The organism is Acidimicrobiales bacterium (genome assembly GCA_025455885.1).
Lineage (GTDB): Bacteria > Actinomycetota > Acidimicrobiia > Acidimicrobiales > Acidimicrobilacustridaceae > Rhabdothermincola_A.
On record JALOLR010000010.1, the window covers coordinates 1 to 13177 of the forward strand.

Annotated in this window: 13 protein-coding genes; 3 read left to right on the forward strand and 10 right to left on the reverse strand. The window is 73.3% G+C overall.

Going from position 1 to position 13177, the window contains the following annotated elements; all coding sequences use genetic code 11:
* Positions 1-123: 123 nt before the first annotated feature.
* The gene (locus tag MUE36_09950; GenBank protein MCU0311253.1) at positions 124-1518 is read right to left on the reverse strand and encodes an amidase; all 1395 of its coding nucleotides are present in this window, start codon (positions 1516-1518) and stop codon (positions 124-126) included.
* A gap of 86 nt (positions 1519-1604) precedes the next feature.
* On the opposite strand from MUE36_09950, the gene MUE36_09955 reads away from it, so the two are divergent.
* Positions 1605-2393: a thioesterase family protein gene (locus MUE36_09955; protein MCU0311254.1), complete on the forward strand. Its 789-nt coding sequence runs from the start codon at positions 1605-1607 to the stop codon at positions 2391-2393.
* Positions 2366-3364: an LLM class F420-dependent oxidoreductase gene (locus MUE36_09960; protein MCU0311255.1), complete on the forward strand. Its 999-nt coding sequence runs from the start codon at positions 2366-2368 to the stop codon at positions 3362-3364. The genes MUE36_09955 and MUE36_09960 overlap by 28 nt, the downstream gene beginning before the upstream one ends.
* A 30-nt stretch (positions 3365-3394) precedes the next feature.
* On the opposite strand, the gene MUE36_09965 is transcribed toward MUE36_09960, so the two are convergent.
* The 4 genes from MUE36_09965 to MUE36_09980 all read right to left on the reverse strand — a co-directional run bounded on the left by MUE36_09965 (position 3395) and on the right by MUE36_09980 (position 8256).
* Positions 3395-5269 (reverse strand): DUF4914 family protein, encoded by a 1875-nt coding sequence (locus tag MUE36_09965; protein ID MCU0311256.1) that lies wholly within the window; start codon positions 5267-5269, stop codon positions 3395-3397.
* A 143-nt stretch (positions 5270-5412) separates the two neighbouring features.
* Positions 5413-5730 (reverse strand): hypothetical protein, encoded by a 318-nt coding sequence (locus MUE36_09970; protein MCU0311257.1) that lies wholly within the window; start codon positions 5728-5730, stop codon positions 5413-5415.
* Positions 5727-6731 (reverse strand): LLM class F420-dependent oxidoreductase, encoded by a 1005-nt coding sequence (locus tag MUE36_09975; protein ID MCU0311258.1) that lies wholly within the window; start codon positions 6729-6731, stop codon positions 5727-5729. Before MUE36_09975 ends, MUE36_09970 begins: the two co-directional genes overlap by 4 nt.
* A gap of 37 nt (positions 6732-6768) precedes the next feature.
* Positions 6769-8256 carry a serine/threonine protein kinase gene (locus MUE36_09980; protein ID MCU0311259.1) on the reverse strand — a complete coding sequence of 496 codons (1488 nt, stop codon included), beginning with the start codon at positions 8254-8256 and terminating at the stop codon, positions 6769-6771.
* 134 nt (positions 8257-8390) lie between these two features.
* On the opposite strand from MUE36_09980, the gene MUE36_09985 reads away from it, so the two are divergent.
* Entirely contained in the window at positions 8391-8561 is a 171-nt protein-coding gene (locus MUE36_09985; GenBank protein ID MCU0311260.1) for a hypothetical protein, read from the forward strand.
* Positions 8562-8638: 77 nt separating this feature from the next.
* Here MUE36_09985 and MUE36_09990 read toward each other — a convergent pair whose 3' ends face one another.
* The 5 genes from MUE36_09990 to MUE36_10010 all read right to left on the reverse strand — a co-directional run bounded on the left by MUE36_09990 (position 8639) and on the right by MUE36_10010 (position 13176).
* Positions 8639-9997, reverse strand: coding sequence for a WS/DGAT domain-containing protein (locus MUE36_09990; protein ID MCU0311261.1), 1359 nt, complete (start codon positions 9995-9997; stop codon positions 8639-8641).
* A gap of 59 nt (positions 9998-10056) precedes the next feature.
* Positions 10057-10656, reverse strand: coding sequence for a DsbA family protein (locus MUE36_09995; protein MCU0311262.1), 600 nt, complete (start codon positions 10654-10656; stop codon positions 10057-10059).
* Between the two features lie 67 nt (positions 10657-10723).
* A complete protein-coding gene (locus tag MUE36_10000; GenBank protein MCU0311263.1) occupies positions 10724-11419 on the reverse strand; it encodes a phosphatase PAP2 family protein in 696 nt (231 codons plus the stop codon).
* On the reverse strand, positions 11416-12294 hold the full coding sequence (locus MUE36_10005) for a PD-(D/E)XK nuclease family protein (protein MCU0311264.1): 879 nt from the start codon (positions 12292-12294) through the stop codon (positions 11416-11418). The genes MUE36_10000 and MUE36_10005 overlap by 4 nt, the downstream gene beginning before the upstream one ends.
* 48 nt (positions 12295-12342) lie before the next feature.
* Complete coding sequence (locus MUE36_10010; GenBank protein MCU0311265.1) at positions 12343-13176, reverse strand: alpha/beta hydrolase; 834 nt, start codon at positions 13174-13176, stop codon at positions 12343-12345.
* Position 13177: the final 1 nt, after the last annotated feature.

Below are 13177 nucleotides of genomic sequence, written 5' to 3' on the forward strand. Positions count from 1 at the left end.
AGGACTCTCCAAGAAGGAGATCATCCGCTGCCTCAAGCGCTACATCGCCCGAGAGATCTACAACGACTTGCGCAACCTCAATCAATAGGAGCATCAGTCACCTGCGGGCGGGGTCGGCTGAGCTCAGACCGGTGCCCCGGGCGCGACGAGGGGCCAGGGCCGCTCCCGCTCCACGACCCCGGCCAGGTCGAGCAGCAGGTCGTCGGCGTGGTGGCGGGCGATGAGCTGCATCCCCACCGGCAGCCCGTCGATCACCCCGATCGGGATCGACACCGCCGGGCATCCCGTGATGTTGGCCGGGATCGTCAGCGCGCCGTTGTTCTCGGGCCCGACGCGTTGCTCGCCCACCCTGGTGTTCAGCGTGACCCCGGCCGGGTAGGCGACGTCGGGGTTCGTGGCGCACAGCACCAGGTCGACCTGGTCGAACACCGCGGCCATGGCCTCGTTGGCCGCGGTGCGCCGCTCCAGGACCCGGGCCGCCATGGCCAGGTCGAAGTGCTCCTCGGCCACCTGCACCCCGAAGGCCATCTCCTCGGTCAGGAGCGGACGGTCCTCGGGCCACCGGTCGCCGAGGTCGGACAGCACGCCGGCCAGGCCGCTCATCGCCCACTCGAACCCGAGCCCCGGGACGTCGACGACCACGTCGTCCACCCGGCGCAGCCCGGCGGCCGCGACGAGCTGCTCGCCGGCGTCACGGACCATGGCCTCCACCGCAGGGTGCACCACGGCGGTGGCCAGGTGGGGCACGACGGCGATGCGCAGCCCGCGCAGGTCGTGGGTGCCGAGGCCGGCCTCCCAGCCCCCCGGTGAGGGCAGGCTGTACGGGTCGCGGCTGTCGTAGCCGGCGCAGACGTCGAACCAGCGGGCGGCGTCGCGCACCGATCGGGCCAGGCAGCCGACGACGACCGTGAAGTTGCCGACCTGCGTGTACGGCCCCCGCGGGATGCGCCCGATCGTGCCCTTCAGCCCGAGCAGTCCGTTGAACCCGGCCGGGATGCGGATCGAGCCGCCGCCGTCCCCGCCGGTGGCGATCGGGACCAGCCCACCGGCCACGGCGGCGGCACTGCCCCCCGACGAGCCGCCGGCGGTGCGGGTGGGGTCCCAGGCGTTGCCGGTGACGCCGTTGAGCTTCGTGACGCTCACGTTGAGCCCGCCGAACTCCGATGCCGTCGTCTGCCCGACCGCCACGGCACCGCCCTGCTCGACCGCCCGGCGGACCATGGTGGAGGTGTGCCCGGCGACCCGGTCGGCGAAGACCAGCGACGCCTCGGTGTGGGGCCACCCCTCCACGGGGGTGAGCTCCTTCACGCCGAGGGGGACGCCGCCGAAGGGCTCGTGGACGTCGGCGACGGCGGCCCTTTCGAGGGCACGGTCGCCGTCGACGAACGAGAACGCGTTGAGCGCGCTCGATTCCACCGCCCGGAGGGTGGCCTCGAGCTCCTCGACCGGTGAGCGTTCCCCGGCACGGAACGCCTCGACGAGAGAGACCGCGTCGCCTGTCCACGGTGCGTCGGCCATCGGGCGACCCTAGTGCCGGACGGGTCGGCGGCCTCGCCCCGGTGCGTCCCCTGAGGCGCCCGGCGCCCCCTTGTAGAGTCCCGCCCGTGAACGCACGTGAGTGGCTCGGTCTGGAGCCCACGCACAACCCGATGCGCTGGTACCTGCCCGTCACCCCGGGCATCTGCAGCGGTCTGGGCACGCTGTTCGGGGGCTGTGGGCTCGGTGCGGCCATCGAGGCCCTCGAGCGCACCACCGGGCGGCCGGTGGTGTGGGCGTGCGCCCAGTACCTGAACTACACCCGCCCCCCGTCGGTGGTCGACCTCGACGTCCACATCGGCGCCCACGGCCGGTCCACCACCCAGGCCCGCGTGCTCGGCCAGGTGGGCGACACCGAGATCTTCACGGTCAACGCCTCGCTCGGGAGGCGGGACTTCCACGAGGAGGGCCAGTGGGTCACCATGCCGGACTCGCCCGGGCCCGAGGAGTGCCCGCCCCGCGAGTACCGGTTCGATCCGGGCAACACCATCGCCAGCCGCCTCGAGTCCCGCATGGCCGTCGAGTCGCCGGGCACCGGTCGCACCGCGTTCTGGACCCGCATGCCCGGGCTCTCCATGAACTCCGCAGCGGCCCTCGCCATCCTCGGCGACTTCGTACCGATGGGCCTCGGCCAGACCCTCACCAGCGAGATCAGCTCCAACAGCCTCGACAACACGCTGCGGGTGCTGCACACCGCCGCCACCGAGTGGGTCCTCGTCGACGTGCGCATCGAGGCCGTCGCCCGGGGCTTCGGGCACGGCCACATCTACCTGTGGGCCGAGGACGGCACCCTCATGGGCACCGCCAGCCAATCGGCCATGATCCGCGCGTGGCGAGAGCCGCCGTCGAGCCGGTGAGCGCGCCGGTCCGTCACGGCATGACCATCCCCTTCGACGGGGTGGCGCTCGGCGAGCAGCGGGAGTGGATCGAGGAGCTCGCCTCGCTCGGCTACACCGATGTGTGGTCGGCCGAGGCCGACGGGGCCGACGGGTTCACCCCCCTGGCGCTGGCGTCGGTGTGGGCGCCACGCCTGCGGCTCGGCACGGCGATCATCCCCGCGTACACCCGTGGCCCGGCGTTGCTCGCCCAGAGCGTCGGGGCGATGGCCCAGGCGGCGCCGGGGCGCTTCGTGCTGGGCCTCGGCACGTCATCGAACGTGATCGTCGAGCGCTGGAACGGCATCCCCTTCTCCGAGCCCTACGCCCGCATGCGCGACACCGTCCGGTTCCTTCGCCAGGCCCTCAGCGGCGAGAAGGTCACCGAGACCTACGACACCTTCGCCGTCCAGGGCTTCCGGCTGAAGGTCCGCCCGCCCGAGCCGGTGCCGATCCTCGTCGCCGCCCTCCGGGAAGGCATGTTGAACCTGGCGGGCCGCCACGGCGACGGCGCCATCATCAACTGGCTCTCGGCCGACGACGTCACCCGCGTCGCGCCGATCGTCACCGCCCACGGCGCCGACAAGGAGATCGTGGCCCGGATCTTCGTCGCGCCGTCCGAGGACACCGAGACCGTGCGCGCCGCCGCCCGCTACGCCATCGCCGCCTACCTCAACGTGCCGGTCTACCGCGCCTTCCACGAGTGGCTGGGCCGCACCGACGCGTTGGCCGACATGTGGGCGGCCTGGGAGGCGGGTGACCGCCCCGCGGCCCTCGCCGCCATCCCCGACGAGGTGGTCGACGCGCTGGTGGTCCACGGCTCGCCGGCGCAGTGCCGCGCCCACGTGCAGCGCTACGTCGACAACGGCGTCACCACCCCTGTCCTCGCCGTCCTCCCGCTGGCACCCGACGTCGACGTGCGCCGGGCGTTGGCCGACCTCGCCCCCCGCTGAGGCTCCGACCGGTCAGCCGCGCCCGAAGGGTCACGCCACGGGCAGCAGCCGGTCGAAGTCCCCGACCGACCCGCCGTCGTTCACGCAGGCGATGATCTCGTGCCCGAGCGGGTCGAGGTCGGGGAGGACGAACTTCTCGAGCTCGGCCACCGCGAAGTCCTGCAGCTGGCGGGCCCCCACGTCGTAGATCTCGGCGTGCAGCTCGCGTTGGAGCTCGACGTGGAAGAGCCAGCGGGGGATCTGCTGGCCCTCGACGGTGATCCCCATGGGCGCTCGTCCGAGCAGCGGCAGCCGGGCGTCGACGAGCGTCCCTGGTTCGAAGCGAGCCGAGCCGCGTCGGGCGAAGTACTCCCTCCCGATCCACTGCGGCATGAACCCCACCTTCCAGCACCCGATGTGCTGGTTGGGGAACAACAGGTAGTCCACGGCGGTGGTCGTCTGGATCTGGCGCAGCAGCAGGTTGGCCTGGTCGACGCGCCGACCCGTCGCGAAGGGCCAGTAGGAGCCGACGCCCTCGCTCGACATGCCCTCGGTGTCGACGATGCTCGGGTTGTCGTGCCCCCTCGGGGCGATGAGGCGCCACACCCAGGCCAGCGCGGGGGGCAGGCTGTGGAAGAGGCCGATGACCCCGTAGCTCGGGGTCTCCGCGGTGCACGGCGGCGTGCGGATGCCGAAGCTGCGGATGTCGACCTTCACGGTGCCGTCCACCACCCCGGGCACGATGTGACGGGGGATGACCACCCGGGGGTTCGGGGTGGGGACGCCCGGGGCGTCCATGGTGTGCTCCCAGATGAGCGCCCGGCTGTCGGGGGCGGCGTCGATGTTGAGGAACAGCAACGGCTCCGGCGGGTCGGCGGTGAGGCGTTCGAGGTTCGGGTCGGTGCCGTAGTGGGTGATGTGGTTCACGCGCACGAACCAGGCGTCCTCGGCGTCGCGCAGGTGCAGCTTGGCGTCGCCGGTCTGCAACGACGGGTGGCACATGGCCATGTCGTCGGTGACGGGACGCAGGTCGCAGGTCTGCGTGGGCAGGACGATCGTCCGCACGTCGTCGCGCAGGACGTTGCTCCCCAGGACGAGTGCACCGTCGGTCTGGCGGTGCGGGTACTCGAGCATCTCGCTCTTGCCCGACCCGCTGGCCCCCTCGTGCATGAAGGTGACGACGTTGTCGTAGGGCGTGACCACCTGGACCGTCGAGCAGTGGGCCACCACCCATCCCTCGTGCTCGCCGATGTTGATGAGCACGCCGTAGACGCCCTTCTTGGCGCTGGGGCCGGGGTAGAGGTTGTAGCTGAAGAGCTCGTGGAGCGGCGGGTCGTCGCTGCGGTTGTGGACCACGACCTGGCGCCCGTCGAAGTGCGTGTGACGGAAGGGCGGCGCCACGTACAGCACCGCTCTCGGCACGAACGGGTCGGGCAGGTCGTCGATGTCGACCAGGCCCTGGAGCAGGGCGAGGCCGAGTGCGAAGAAGCCGGCGTTGGCCGGTGCGACCACCACGGCCGGGACGCCGGTGTCGTGCTCGCCGGCGATGAACGGGAACACCACCAGGTCCTGCTCGGCGAGCCAGTCGAGGGTCGCCTCGCGCACCGGCGCGAACTCCGCGCCGAAGCGGTCGCGGTAGTGGGTCTTGTCGGTCGGCAGGTCGTCGCCCACGACGAGGGCGTCGGCGTCACGGCGCCGCATGTACGGCTCCACGTAGTTGGCGCTCACGCCGTTGCGCACCGCGACGGCGACGGCCTCGACCACCCGTCCCCGACCCGGCACGTCGTAGGCCACTTCCGTGACCCCGTCGCCGACCGCGGCGGCGGCGAGCTCCTCCGTGGTCCGGGGGACCACGACCGACGGGGCCCGCGAGAGGACCTCCACGGTGTCGGGGGGAAGGGTGAGTCGGCGCCACTGCTCGTCCATACCGATGCTCTAGTTGCTCGGCGGCGCGTCGCGAGGGCGCGACGGCGACCGTTCGATGAACTTCTCGTGACCTCAGGTTGACGGTGGTGTGCGTCGGGGCCCTCGGGGCAGGGTCCGGGTGGCTCCGCGGCCCTGCTCTGCGCTCAGAAGAGGTCCAGTTGCTCGGTCCGCGCCGCCCGCTCCGGCAGGGGCTCCCACGCCACGCCGCCTCGGGGTCCGACGGTGCGCACCTCCACCAGCTCGAGGGGGAGGGCTCGCAGCGAGCCCTTCGCGTCACGCACGCCGAGGCTGCCGTCGGCCTCCCGACGCGAGACGACGCCCTCCTTCCAGCGCTCGGTGGGCCGGCGGCGGAAGCGGACGACGGCACCGGTGCGAAGGCCCAGCGCGGTCAGCCCGTCGAGGCGCCCTCCCGGGTCGGGGTCGCCTCCGCCTCTCCGGGCACGGGGGGCCCGGGGGGTCACGACCCGGGTGCCGCCGGGACGCCGGCTGCGGCGACCATGGTGGCGCGCACGGTGGCCATCCGGTCCGGCCCCCAGGGCAACGGCATCACGACGGGCACCTCGACGCCGGCGTCGACGTAGGACCGCACGGTGGCGTGGACGTGCTCGGCGTCGCCCATCACGTCGATGGCGTCGATCATCCGGTCCGACACCGCCGCCAGCGCTCCCTCCCGGTCGCGGGCGGCGTGATGCTCCCGGATGGCCGCCACCTCGTCGGCGAACCCGGCCCGTTCGAAGTTGCGGGCGTAGCTGTCGACGACGGCGTAGGAGAACAGGTCGCGGCGGGCGAGCTCCACGCCGTCGGCCCGGTCGCAGACGCCCACGTGCACGTAGGCGTAGACGGTGGCGTCGCCCCCGGCGCGCACCTGCTCGACCGACCACGGGACGTGGGAGGCCGGGAGGTAGTTCAACAGCACGCCGTCGGCCACCTCGCCGGCGAGGCGCAACATCGCCGGGTTGAGGGCGGCGACGACGATCTCGGGGCGTCGCTCCCCGAGGCGCACCCCCAGCCGGAACCGGCGCACCTGGTAGTGGTCGCCCTCGAAGGTCACCGGCTCCCCGGACAGGCACTCGCGGAGGAGCGCGACGTACTCGCGGACCTGGGCGAGGGGGCGCTCGCCGTACTCCGCGCCGTGCCACTGTGAGGCCACGACGGGCGACGAGATCCCGATGCCGAGCAGGATGCGCCGCTCGGGGTGGAGCGCCTGCAGCGTCGCCCCGGCCATGGCCACCACGCCCGGGGTGCGCAGCTGGAGGGCGATCACCCCCGTGCCGAGGTCGAGGCCCGGGTTGGCGGCACCCGCGGCCGCGAGGGTGACGAAGGCCTCGGGCCCGGTGGTCTCGGCGGTCCAGAAGGACGAGTAGCCGAGCTCCGTCGCCCACCCGGCCGCCGTGGCGGCACGGTCGAGGCCGAGGTTCATGAATCCGGCGAAGGTGACGCCCAGGTCGGGTACCGCTGACATGGGCTCGACGCTACCGAGCGCGCCGGCCGGGACGGGCCTACCAGCGCCCCGAGCGGGTGAGCAGGTACGCTTCGCCGGTCCGGGCCTCGCCCACCCAGCCGACGCGGGCCTCGAGGTCGCGGTTCGTGTTCCCGAAGCAGTCGGGCTGGTCGAGCGACACGGTGGCCGCCACCCCGTCGGTGCTCACGGCCGTCCCGAGCGTCTCACCCTCGCTGAGCACGTCGAGGCGCATGGTGGCGCCGGGCGGGGCGGTGAGCGTCACCCGTAGGACGTTGTCGCAGAACAGGTTGAGCGAGTGGTCGACCCGGAACGGGTAGACGTCGACCGCGTCGGCGGGGACGAGGTTGGCCCGGATGCGGTCGACGAACTCCGCCCCGCCGACGTCGTCGGACGCGACCTCGCACCCGGTCGCCGGGTCGCCGTCGTAGTCGGCGCGCCCGGGCAGGCACGCGGTGCCGTCGGTGCCGATCGCGGGCGGCTCCCCGCACGGCTGGTAGGGGAGGTCCTCGCACGGCGCGGGGTCGAACGGCACCAGACCGGTCGCGCTGAGGCCGTCGGCGTCGTCGAGACGATCGGCGACGGCCACCGCGCCGAGCACCACGACCAGCGCCGCAGCGGTGCCGGCCGCCAGGCCGACCAGTCGTCCTCCTCGTCGCCGGGGTGCCGGAGCGGAGATCCGCGTGCCTTCGGGGCCGACGGCGTCCTCGGCCCCCGTCCGCCGCGAGGCTGCGGCCCGCCGGCCTCGTCCCGGGGCGCGGTCGACGGCGGCCACCGCGGCGCTCGGCCGGCGCTGTGGCGCCCGGGCCAGGGCCGGCGCCAGGCGCCGTCGCACCGAGCGGTCGAGGCCGGCCGGGAGGGGGGCGAGACGCCCACGGGCCGCCCTGGGGAGCAGGATCGCCGGGTCGCCCCGGCCGTAGGGCGGTTGGCCCGTCGCTCCGAACAGGAGCGTCGCCGCCAGGGAGAACACGTCGGCGGGCGGCCCGCTCTCCTCGCCCCGGGCCTGCTCGGGAGCCATGAACTCCGGGGTGCCGATCACCGCCCCCGTCACCGTCAGCCCCCCGGTCGAGTCGCGGATCGTGGCCACACCGAAGTCGGCGAGGAACGGCGTGCCCCGCTCGTCGAACAACACGTTGGCGGGCTTGATGTCGCGGTGGGTGATGCCCTGGCGGTGGGCGGCGGCCAGTGCCGCGAAGAGGGCATCGGCGAGCTCGTGGACCTGGCCCGGGCTGAGCGGGCCGTGGTGGTGGACCTGGTCGGCGAGCGTGCCACCGGGGAGGTAGGGGAGCACGAGCACCACGTCGTCGCCGTCGTCGAGCACCTCGAGCAGCGGGACGATGTTGGGGTGGTCGAGCCGGGCGAGAGCGGCCGCCTCACGTCGGATCCGGGCCCGGGCACGGTGCATCTCGTGGGCGCTGCCGTGCAGGAGCAGCCGCTTGCAGGCCACCGGGCGGCCGGCGTCGTCGAGGGCGAGGTCGACCACGCCCATCCCGCCACGGCCGAGTCGGCGCTGCACCACGTAGCTCACGAGGCGTCGAGCCTACGGGGCCGTCGCCGCGGTTCGGGGTCACGGCGGGCCACGAAAATGATCTTCCCGAAACCTGACTGTCACAGGTCTCCGCCTACGATGGGGATATCCCGCCGGCCCTGACAGGAGCCACCATGACCGAGACCCACGAGCACGAGAGCATCAGCGAGGCGCTGTCGATCATCGACCGGGCCCTCGGTGAGATGCTCAACCGAGAGCTCGTGAGCACCGACGAGGTGTCCGACCTGTTGCTCGACGTGCGCACGCTGCTCACCAACGAGGACTCGGCGCTCGCCCAGAACTAGCGGGGCTCGGCCCTGGCCGTCCGCACCGTGGCGATCTCGAGGCGCGGCCCCAGGGCCGCGTCTCGCCGCGTCCGGGCTCAGGCGGCGAACAGCTCCGAGAAGCTCTGGCCGAGGAGCACGGCCAGACGCTCGGGATCGGTGACGGCGCCCTGGTCGGAGTGCAGGCCGATGTTGCACGTGCCGTCGTAGGAGAGCAGCGAGACGTTGAGCGCGGCCGCGGTGAGCGGACCGATCGGGTAGTCGGCCAGCACCTCGGCTCCGGCCAGCCAGAGGGGGACGGGCGCGCCGCGGAGGTTCGACGCCGCGAAGTCGACGGCGCGGGCCTGATCGCGTAGGACCCGGGTGACGAGCGGTGTCGGCAGGAGGTTGGCCACGCTGGCCAGCTGCTCGATGACCCCGAACGCCGGCTCGTCGCGGGCCGGGGCGAGGAGGTCGTGGATCGTGGTGAGCCGACGTCGGGGATCCCCGTCGGTGACGGGGACGACGATCCGGGCGGGTACGAAGGCGTTGCCGGCGCCGGATCCCCGGCGGCGCAGGCTGACCGGCATGGCCATCCTCAGCTGCTCGGCCGGACGGCCGGACTCACGGTGCAGCTCGCCGATGGCGGCGGTCAGCGCGGTGACGAACACGTCGTTCACCGTGGCGCCGAACGCCCGGGCGGTGGCCTGCATCGGGGCCAGTGGCACGTCGAGCGTGTCGAGGCGGCGGCGCAACGTGCGGTTCGTCCACAGCGGCGACAAGGCACGGTCGTGGACCTTCAGCTGGTCGATCACCGACCGGGCCGTCTCCACCCCGGTCGACACCGCCCCCGGCACCTGGCCCGGATGGGCGACCAGAGTGACCGCCTCGCCCACGACGGACTGCGCCGCCCGCCCGGCTCGTTGCACGGCCACGCCGGCGGTCTGGGCGACGAGCCCCAGCGCCCCCGGGCCCGAAGCGTCCTGCATCGCAGGGGTGTGCTCGTCGAGGGGGGCGAGGCCGGGTTCGAGGTCGAGGATGGCGGCGGCCGCCCGCAGGCCCCCTTCGCCGTCGGTGATGGTGTGGTGGATCCGTTGGACCACGCCGGTCCCGCCGTCGGCGAGACCGGCGATCACGACGAACTCCCACTGCGGCCGATCGTCGGCGAAGGGCTCCTGCACGAGCCGGACCGCGAGGTCGAGGAGCTGGCGGCGTGACCCCGGTGGCGGGAGCGTGACCGTGCGGAGGTGGTTGTCGACGTCGAACCGGGGATCGTCGCACCATGCCGGCGGGGTGAGGCGGCCGACCGGGGTGCTGACCCGCTGGCCGAAGCGGGGGGTGTTGGCCACGAGGCGCAGCAGCCGACTGCGCAGGTGGTCGATGTCCGGAGCGGAGCCCAGGACGGTGAGGCTCCCGAACGTGGGGTCGAGGAAGGGGTCGTGGCCGACGTGCCACATGAGCGCCTCGGAATCGCTCATCCACCCCGTCGTCATGGTGCCCGTTCCTCGCCCCGCGTGGTCCCGCCCCTGCGACGACGCTACCTCTCGAGGCTGGTGTGCTTGAACTCGTTGAGCGAGGGCCAGCCGGCGAGCATCTCGACGCACCGCTCGACGTTGCGGCGGGCGTCGGCCGCGTCGGCGGGCAGCTCCATCAGGCGGACGAACGCCGCCCTTCCTCCGGCCATGAAGGTCGGGACGCCCCAGACGTCGAGGTCGGTGGCGACCGCCTCGTGCTCGCGGCGCACCGTCTCGAGGGGTCGGCCGCTGGCGATCTCGTCGAAGACGGCCTCGGGATCGGCGCCGCCGGTGACCAACAGCGCGCGCACGACACCGGGATCTCGCAGCTGGGCGCCGTCGACGTGGCGGGCTTCGAACAGGGCCCGGTGGACCGGGAGGAAGTGTGCGGGTTGCTCGTCACGCACCACCACCGCCGCCTGGAGGGCGAGGATGCCCGTGTCGTCCTGCGGGCGCTCCCAGATCGGGGGTTCGCCGGGCTCGACGTGCACCTGGCCGAGGCTGAACGGCACGAAGGTCACGTCCCAGTCGGCCCCGTCGAGCAACCCGTCGATCACGTGGCGGTGCGCGATGCGGGCGAAGGGGCAGCGGTAGTCCCAGGTGATGGCGAAGGTGAGGGTCACGCGGGTTCGGAACCGGCGGGGGAGCACGGGTATTCCGCCGTCCGGGCGGCGCCGGTCCGGCGGATGCTCAGGATCGGCGGCGCAGCGGCCAGACCTTGCGGGCGATCAGCCCCAGGGTGGTGCCCACCACCACGCCGCCCACGACGTCGGAGGCGTGGTGGATGCGCACGTGCACCCGGCTCGCGGCGATCAGGCCGGCCAGGACGAAGTACAGCGGTTTGGCCTTCGTCCGGGGGTCGGCGGTCATGAGCAGCGAGGCGACCATTGCCGTGCTGGCGTGACCGCTCGGGAACGAGGTGGTGAGGGGGATGCGGATGCGGTACGGGCGGGTTTCCTGGACGACAGGGCGCTCGCGCTTGAACTGGCTCTTGACCACCCCGTTCAGCAGCGTCGACTCGGCGCCGAGCGCCACGGCCAGGCGGAACGCGGCGTCCGCGTCGGCGTCGGACCGCAGGCCCTTGGTGAACCCGATGAGCATCCAGATGAGCCCGAAGTCGCCGAGCTCGGTGAGCGCGTAGAGGACCCGGTCGGCCGGTTCGGTGCCTCTGATCCGGTCGAAGGCCCGGTCGACGGCATCGTCGAAGCGGTGGACCGCCGAGCGTCGGTGGGGCGGTTCGAAGCTGTGGTGCGGCAGCGGCAGCTCGGGGTGGGCCTCCGTGAGGCGCTCCAGCTCGGCGTCGAGGAGGTTCCGAGGTGGGAGGGGCTCGTCGGGGGCGGCGTCGTCGGCCGCAACGGCGTCGAGTCCGAGGTCTGGTGCGGTCACCGGGCTGATGCTATGGGCACGGCCGTGCCGGCTCCGCCCGTGGCCGTCCCGGTCGCCTCGGCGGCGGCCCGCCGCAGCTCGACGGCGACGCGTCGACCCTCCTCGGGGTCGCCGCCGAAGGCCGGGCAGTACGGCCGGTAGGCGCAGTAGTCGCACAGGCGCGAGGTGCGGGGTCGGAAGTCGTCGCGCTCGCAGGCTCGCTCGATGGCGGACCAGATGGCCTTGACCTTGCGCTCGAGCGCCCGCACCGACTGCTCGCTCGGCACGGTGGTGATCGCCACGGGGTCGGCGAGGTAGAGGAGCTGGACCCGGGCCGGTCGCCGTCCGAGGACGCGTTCGCAGAGGAACGCGTAGAAGTGGACGCCGCTGAGGCGGGACTGCTCGAAGTTGGCGCCCGGCGCCCGACCCGTCTTGTAGTCGGTGACCACCAGTTCGCCGTCGCCGTCGACCTCGAGGCGGTCGATGATCCCGCGGAGGCGGAGGCCGTCGAGCTCGACGTCGAGCTTCAGCTCGAGGCCGATCGGGGTGACGGCGGTGGGGTCCTCGATGTGGAAGTAGCGCTGCACCAGCGCCGCCGCCTCGTCGGTGAGCGTCGCCCGCTCGTCGTCGTCGAGGTCGAGCGCCAGCAGCTCCGGGTCGTCGGCCATCGCGGCGGCGGCTTCGACGAGGCAGGTGGCCGCGGCGTCGGGGGTCCGGTCGTGGGGGGCGCGGAGCATGAGCAGCTCGAGCGCGGCGTGGACCAGCGTGCCTCTGACCGTGGCGACGGTGGGCGGATCGGGGAGGCGGTCGATGGCCGAGAACCGGAAGGCGAGCGCACACTCGCTGAACGACGACACCTTCGACGGCGACAGCGAGGTGGGCAGCTCGAGCGGCATGGCTCCAGGGTAGGCAGCCCCGGCGACAGTGCCCGGGACAGCCACTGCTCAGAGCCCGGCGAACGCCTGTCGGATCCCGAGGGCGACGGCGGCGGGGTCCTCGAGGGGGGCGAAGTGGCCGGCGTCGGGGAACGCCTGCAGATGCCCCTGGGGGAGCGCCGCGGCGATGTCGGCGGCGAAGGCCGCCGGCCCGGGACCCGAGGTGTCGCCGACGGCGACGGTGACCGGGCACGCCACCTCGTGGAGGTGCAGGAAGGCGTCGCTCACCGAGCCGCGGGCGAAGATCTCGGCTTCGTGCTCGGGTGCGCACTTGAGTCGCACCGACCCCTCGCCGTCGTCGGCGAACCCGTGGGCGACGTAGGCCTCGAGGGCGCGGGGGTCCAAGGCGTCGAAGGGCGGCTTCGACGCGTAGTTCGCCACCGCCGCGGCGAACGACGGGAACCGGTCACGACGCCGCCGGGCGCCGGCCGACATCGGGTTGTCCGCGATCGGCTCGTCGGTGATGAGCGCCGCGGGCATGATCACCGGCTCGAAGCACCACAGGGCCCGGAAGGTGCCCGGCCGGCGCAGCTCGGCCATGACGAGCGCTGCGCCGCCGAGGCTGTGACCGATCCCGAACGGCCGTTCCAGGCCCAGCCCGTCGACGACGGCCAGGACGTCGTCGACGAACCCCGACCAGCCGAGCTCGACCCCCACCGGCAGCGGCGAGTCGCCGTGGGCCCGCAGGTCGACGCTCCAGCAGTGCCGGTCGGGGATCCGCTCGGCCACGACCGGCCAGACCAGACCGTGGAGCCCGTTGGCGTGCACCATCAGCGCGGCGGGCCCGTCGCCCCCGAGGTCGTGGACGGCGAGGTCGACACCGGAGGTGGAGGGGAGGCGCATG

Bases quoted from the DNA above. Each gene is read 5' to 3' on its own strand.
- MUE36_09950 (MCU0311253.1), bottom strand. From the start codon at position 1,518: ATGGCCGACGCACCGTGGACAGGCGACGCGGTCTCTCTCGTCGAGGCG.
- MUE36_09965 (MCU0311256.1), bottom strand. From the start codon at position 5,269: ATGGACGAGCAGTGGCGCCGACTCACCCTTCCCCCCGACACCGTGGAG.
- MUE36_09975 (MCU0311258.1), bottom strand. From the start codon at position 6,731: ATGTCAGCGGTACCCGACCTGGGCGTCACCTTCGCCGGATTCATGAAC.
- MUE36_09985 (MCU0311260.1), top strand. From the start codon at position 8,391: ATGACCGAGACCCACGAGCACGAGAGCATCAGCGAGGCGCTGTCGATC.
- MUE36_09990 (MCU0311261.1), bottom strand. From the start codon at position 9,997: ATGAGCGATTCCGAGGCGCTCATGTGGCACGTCGGCCACGACCCCTTC.
- MUE36_10005 (MCU0311264.1), bottom strand. From the start codon at position 12,294: ATGCCGCTCGAGCTGCCCACCTCGCTGTCGCCGTCGAAGGTGTCGTCG.
- MUE36_10010 (MCU0311265.1), bottom strand. From the start codon at position 13,176: ATGCGCCTCCCCTCCACCTCCGGTGTCGACCTCGCCGTCCACGACCTC.